Source organism: Sphingopyxis sp., from assembly GCF_019459305.1.
In the GTDB taxonomy this organism is placed as follows: Bacteria; Pseudomonadota; Alphaproteobacteria; order Sphingomonadales; family Sphingomonadaceae; genus Sphingopyxis.
In genome coordinates this window covers 1-5,410 of the sequence record NZ_JAIBES010000059.1, presented here as the reverse complement: position 1 = coordinate 5,410, position 5,410 = coordinate 1, and the positions used below count along the sequence as shown (strand labels likewise).

The 5,410-nt window shown below is 58.2% G+C and carries 3 protein-coding genes and 1 pseudogene; 1 reads left to right on the top strand and 3 read right to left on the bottom strand.

What is annotated here, in order from left to right; translation table 11 throughout:
- From K0M74_RS06540 to K0M74_RS06530, 3 genes are all read right to left on the bottom strand, one after another.
- Positions 1 to 229: hypothetical protein (locus K0M74_RS06540; protein WP_293969403.1), on the bottom strand; the 229-nt coding region annotated here is incomplete at its 3' end.
- A gap of 124 nt (positions 230 to 353) precedes the next feature.
- Positions 354 to 2,684 carry a TonB-dependent receptor gene (locus tag K0M74_RS06535; RefSeq protein ID WP_293969400.1) on the bottom strand — a complete coding sequence of 777 codons (2,331 nt, stop codon included), beginning with the start codon at positions 2,682 to 2,684 and terminating at the stop codon, positions 354 to 356.
- Between the two features lie 779 nt (positions 2,685 to 3,463).
- Positions 3,464 to 4,378 carry a LysR substrate-binding domain-containing protein gene (locus K0M74_RS06530; protein ID WP_293969397.1) on the bottom strand — a complete coding sequence of 305 codons (915 nt, stop codon included), beginning with the start codon at positions 4,376 to 4,378 and terminating at the stop codon, positions 3,464 to 3,466.
- Between the two features lie 260 nt (positions 4,379 to 4,638).
- Here K0M74_RS06530 and K0M74_RS06525 point away from each other — a divergent pair.
- Positions 4,639 to 4,743: pseudogene (locus K0M74_RS06525) on the top strand (prolyl aminopeptidase); the annotation flags it as partial.
- Between the last annotated feature and the right edge of the window lie 667 nt (positions 4,744 to 5,410).

Below are 5,410 nucleotides of genomic sequence, written 5' to 3'. Positions count from 1 at the left end.
CGAACAGCCGTCCGCCGACCAGCACAAACGAACCTTTGGGAGCATTATAGTCCGCCGGCACCGGTATCCGCAGCACGTCGTCGGAGGTCGGCACCGAGGGCGGAAGCCACTGATCGCGGTTATAGATCGGGCGCGCCTCGGCGCGCGTTTCATTATTCTGTGCCATAGCAGGCACGGCAACCAGCGCGGCGGCGAACAGCAAGCGAGAGGCCCAAGCGGCGGTCTTCATCTTCATCTCCATCGTCGTGTTGCGAGCGGCCTGACGTGGCCGCCGAGTCAGGCTCGGCTTAAGTTAATTGCACAGTGATTTGATGCGGGCCGGACATATCGCGCCCGGCCCGTATCTTGGACGATCAGAAACGATGGGTCGCAGTCACCCCGAATGTCCGGGGACGATAAACCTGGCGCGTCATGCGGTTTGCCGCCCCTCCACCGAGAACAAGCCGTCCCAACTCGTCACGCGAGTCGAGCAGGTTGTTCACATAGAGCGAGATATCCGTTCCGCCCGTGCGAACGCCGACGCGGGCGGCCACAAAATCCCTCGGCGGAATACGGCTGGTGAGCGGGATAAAACCGATGTTGCCCCCGGGCACGGTCCAACCGCTACGGTGATCCCATTGGACGCGGCCATAGCCAACGGCGTCGCCGCTCCCCACGGCCGTTTCATAGTCAGCCGCTGCGGAGATGATCCAGGGCGGTGCAAACCGGTCGCCCTTGGTGACCACCGTATCAGGCGCGTTGGGATCGGCGACTGGAACCCTGATCGTTTCCTGCGCCGTCGCATCGGTATAGCTGAAGCTGCCGTCGAGCGACAGCCCGGCAACGGGCCTGACGGTTACCTTCGCCTCAACCCCCTGCGCGCGAGATTTGCCCAGATTGTCGATGAAAGGATTGGCACAGTTCAGCACGGAGCGCGTCCGCTGCACATCGTCCCAGTCGATCCGGAACACGTCACCGGCGAAGGTCAGCCAACTGCCGACGCGACCCTTCGCGCCGATTTCATACGCCCAGGTACTGTCGGAACGATACTCGCTCGGCGGGACCCGGTCGGGATAGCCCAGCGCCTGCAATGTGTCTCCGCATGCCGGAGCGATGTTCGTGGGTATCGAGTTGGTGCCGCCGGGGCGGAACCCCTTGGCGGCATTGGCGTAGAGCATCAGATTGTCGTTCGGGGTGTATTCGATACCGAACTTGGGCGTGATCGGGCTTTCGGTAGTACGCCCGACCCGAACCGTGTCGGTCGGCAGGTCGTAGCCGTTTCTTTGCCGAAAATCATAAGTTACATAGGAGTAACGCACGCCAGCGGTCATGGTGACCGTATCAGTCAGTTTATAGTCGATATTGCCGAACACGGCGAACTGACGATCGCGTGAGAAGTCTTGTCCGAAACCGATAACCCCATTGATCGTCGGCAAGATGAATGTGGTGGGGTCGGCGGCTATGTCGCGTTCGAGCACACGCTGACGAGAATTCTGGTAGAACAGGCCCGCGACGTAGCTGATGGGGCTGTCGCTGGGGTTCGACTGAATCCGCAGCTCCTGCGTGAACGCGTCTTGCCGCATGTTCAGGTTGATGGTGCCCCGGGTATCCAGCGGAATCTGCTGCGGTAGGCCAAACAGGTCTTTGAAAAATGCGGCTACGTCTTCGCGGTTGTTTGCATCGCGGTTGAGAAAAGCTGTGTTCGTGATGAGGGTCGCCGGCCCCAGATCGAACTCACCCTTGACCGAATAGAGGATCGCCCGATCGCGCCCTAAAGAGTCAATGCCATCACCGTTGGTGAATTCCGGATACGCCGTCGCCGACAATGGCACGGCCGCCCCGGGCCGCGATTCCCAGAACTCGTCGGTATTGTCGCGATCAGCCTGCTGGTAGAAGACGCCGGCAGTAATCGTCGAGTCTTCGGTCGGCTTGAACGCAAGCTGCGCCTGACCGACATAGGTATCTCGGGTGTTATGATTTTTGCGAGCGCTGCCCCAGTTGGCAAGATAGGGAACTCGGTCGATGTAGCCGCCGTCGTGGCGGTAATAGCCGCTGACGCGGAAAGCCAATTTTTCGCCAATGAGCGGCCCGCCGAGTGCGGCGCCGCCTTCATAGCTTGGGTCCCCGCCTTCGGTGAAACCGACTTCGGCGCGGCCGTAGCCGCTATAGTCATCAAAGTCAGGCTGGGCCGAGATGAAGCGGATTGCGCCGCCCATGGCACCGGCGCCGAACAGCGTGCCCTGCGGTCCGCGCAGCACTTCGATGCGGTCAAGGTCGAACATGGCGGGATAGAAGTTAGTCGCCACGCTGAGCGAGCGGACCTGTACCGGCGTATCGTCGATATAGACCCCGTTCATGGTTGCGCCGACCGACGAGGTGAGGCCCCGGATCACGAGATACTTGATGCCCAGCGTACCCTGGTTGAGCGAAACGCCAGGCGTCATCCGCACCAGATCCTCAATATTGCGGACGCCTCTGATATCAAGGTCCTGCTGGGAATAAGCGGTGACGCTGAGAGGCACATCCAAAATCGACTCGTCGCGCCGCGTGGCGGTCACGACGATTTCGTTGGAACTGGCTGACGCCGCTTGCTGCCTGTTCTGCGGGCTCGATGTATCCTGTTCCGATGTTTGTGCGATTGCCGACATTGGCAATGAAAGCGCCAGCGCTGACACGCTCAGCGAAAGATATTGTGTTAACGACATTCCAATCCCCCTGTAACATTCTTAAACGAAAAATTCCCGACAACCCCAATTCCAGATATTAATAATCGTACCAATATATACAGATTGCTTATTCATTCAAAAATCATCCCGAAATTTAATATTATCGGAAAGACATATTGCATTGCTCTCAACATATATCCTGACGCGCTTTTCGCTTTAGGTTATTCATATTTATTTTGAGCAGCCACTTCTTTACGCATGAGGACCAGCACGCCGATTACGCGCTCTGAATTAGATCAGCTTCTCAGCCCATACAGCCCGGCGCAAACGAGTATTCCTGCTTCATAGGCGGAGGCTTTTTGATCCTATCTTAGGATATCCCACCATTGGCACGGCGCCTCTGAGCGCACCGGGCTCCGTGATCTTGATCATCGCCTCGGCATTCGGTGCGTCGCGAGCTCGGGGAAGTCATCAGCGATGAGTGGGCGGACTCGCGCGGATGGGACCGCAGCTGCTAAAATAGAAACGCAACGCGCCTCTTCGCCCGTCCGAAGAAAAACTGACCGGGCCGGCGCGCGCTTCGACGAGATATCAGCAGCGCCCTTGCGAGGGTCGTAATCTGCAACGCATTTGCTGCTAAGCGCAGCGTCGCGCCAAGCCGCGCGATGCGCGGGCGCTCCCCATCGGCAGAAACGAGCCTCAAAAGATGCTCCCTCCACTTGGCGGCCCATATGCCGGGGTCGGCAGCAACGAGCCCGACGCGAGGCGGCGAGGTCGCAATAGCGAACAGACTTTTTTTCCGGACCTTGCGCCGGGAATTATTGCGACTGGGCCATATCCCTTGCTTGCTTCGTCATCGCTTGATCGAGGATCCAGTCAACAAAAGCCACGGCAATGTCGGACGGCGTCGACGCCGACTTGGTGAGAAGGTAAAACTGGTTGGTCGCAGGCGCGCGCCGTTCGGAAAGCGGTTGCAGTCGCCCCTCATCGATGAGATCCGAAACGACCGAAGTGTGACCCACCATGAAGCCGCGCCCGCTCAGTGCGGCTTCGATCACCATCGAATAGAGGGAAAAGGTGTGCGTAACGAGATCGGTCGGCCGGACATGGCCGGTGTACCGAAGCCAGTCCTCGAAATCATTCGCCCAATAGCTGTCAAGGAAGAGCGGCGTATCGATCGGCAATCCTTGCGCATCCAGAGTCGATGATCGCAGAAGTGAAGGTGCCGCAATCGGCACCAGTTCGTCAAATAACAGTTCGCGATGATCGCATCCGGGAAACGGTGGCCGACCATAGCGAATGGCAATGTCGAAATTGGAAGTCCGCAAATCGACGACTATCGGATCGGCCCAGATTTCGATGGTCGTATTGGCATGTGCCCTGTGAAATTCCTCTATTCTGGGGCCAAGCCAAAGCTGCGCCAATGCGGGCAAGGCGGTCAAACGAATCGATTTTGCGCTCTCGGGTGACAAGATCTCGCGCGTCGCCGTCCTGAGCTGTTCAAGAGGAGGAAGCACGCGTTGGGCATAGCTTCGCCCTACCTCAGTGAGACGAACCCCTTGCGGATAGCGCTGGAAAAGCTCCACCCCAAGATAGGCCTCAAGCGCCTTGATACGTTGACTGACCGCACCCGGGGTCACACTAAGTTCGCTTGCGGCAAGCGCGAAGCTCTCGGTCGCGGCCGTCGCCGCAAAAACGCGAAGCCAGTCGAGATTGGGTAATTCCCTTGCCATCAGAAAACATGAACCTCAGCCGCAGAATTATTTGTTTGCGCATGTTCGCCCTGGCCGTGCTTTAAGCTAGGAAAAACGGGACAAGACATAACGTCGCAAGCGCTACCCACAAGCTAGTATCGCTCGGAAAGCGACAGTTATTTTAAGTGTAGCGATGAATCTGCAGTCGCAGTAATCTCGGGGCGTCCTTTCATTTCCATGGCGTGAAGAGGAGCAAATTTCGCGCATTTTTTCCCGCGATAAAGCCATATCAAACGGGAATGCTGGATGTCGGTGACGGGCATCGGCTGTATTATGAGCGGGTTGGCACCCCAGGCGCCAAACCTGCGGTTTTTCTCCAGGACGGACCGGGCGTCGGGTCTTCCGAGTTCTCAGAACAAACCGCTCGCTACAGCAAGCATGAACCGAAATGATGTGAAAACTCTCGCGCCCGCCAAGCCGACTTTTGCGTCGGCCCGCCTAAAGAGCGTCAATCGGCGGTTGGCGCGCTTTAGCGACCGGCTACACGGATCGACATATAGGACATCGCCAAAGATGATGGCCTCCCGCTTTTCCGGGACAAAAAGGCATCGATCTCCTCGGGCGTTGCCCTAATCGTCGGGCGCGCTTGTCCGTGCATAGCGAAGCCGTCGAACCATGCCGCGCTGATACTGGCAAAGCCGTAGACATCGGCTCGGGATGCTGTCCGAAGATCAACGACGTGACCGGCTCCTCCCGAATGCTTCGGAGCATTTGCACCTCCGCCGCAGGCAATCAACGGCCCGACTACGAAAGCGACAAACGCTAGATTTCTGACCCTTCGCATTGTCCGCGCCCCCTGCTACGAACGATTGACTTGAGAAATTAAAGCTTGCCTATTTCGGCTCCGGCAGCGGCACCTCTATGTGTGCTGGCTGGTAGATCCTGCCTTCCTGCAGCATCAGTCGGCCATTGACGAAGGCGGTCTTCACCTTTCGCAGTGCCCCAAAATCCTCGTCGGGATTGCCGTCGACGACGATGATGTCAGCGAGCTTGCCCGGCTCGATCGTACCC

Bases quoted from the DNA above. Each gene is read 5' to 3' on its own strand.
- K0M74_RS06535 (WP_293969400.1), bottom strand. From the start codon at position 2,684: ATGTCGTTAACACAATATCTTTCGCTGAGCGTGTCAGCGCTGGCGCTT.
- K0M74_RS06530 (WP_293969397.1), bottom strand. From the start codon at position 4,378: ATGGCAAGGGAATTACCCAATCTCGACTGGCTTCGCGTTTTTGCGGCG.